Origin of the sequence: Streptomyces malaysiensis subsp. samsunensis (assembly GCF_024519315.1) — a bacterium.
Lineage (GTDB): Bacteria > Actinomycetota > Actinomycetes > Streptomycetales > Streptomycetaceae > Streptomyces > Streptomyces malaysiensis.
The window spans coordinates 1-365 of record NZ_JANIIC010000282.1 but is presented as its reverse complement, the minus strand read 5'-3'; the positions used below and the strand labels follow the sequence as shown (position 1 = coordinate 365).

At 67.9% G+C, this 365-nt stretch carries 1 protein-coding gene; it reads right to left on the bottom strand.

Annotated elements, in window-relative coordinates; all coding sequences use genetic code 11:
* Positions 1 to 365: acyltransferase domain-containing protein (locus NQU54_RS48900; protein ID WP_257636701.1), on the bottom strand; the 365-nt coding region annotated here is incomplete at both ends.

Genomic DNA, 365 nt, shown 5'->3' with positions numbered 1-365 from the left:
CGTCAGCCGCTTGGTCTTACGACCCTGCGCCTCGAAGCCCGCCGCGATCTCCAGCGCCACGTCCTCATCACCCGCGATCACCACCGACGTGGGCCCGTTCAGCGCGGCAATGCTCACACGCTCGGTCAGCAGCGGCACCACCTCGTCCTCCGACGCCTGCACCGCCACCATCGCACCACCCGACGGCAACTCCTGCATCAACCGCCCACGAGCCGCCACCAACACCGCAGCATCCGCCAGCGACAACACACCCGCCACATGCGCGGCCGCCAACTCACCAATCGAATGCCCGGACAGGAAGTCCGGCGTCAGACCCCACGCCTCCACCAACCGGAACAACGCCACCTCGACCGCGAACAAAGCGG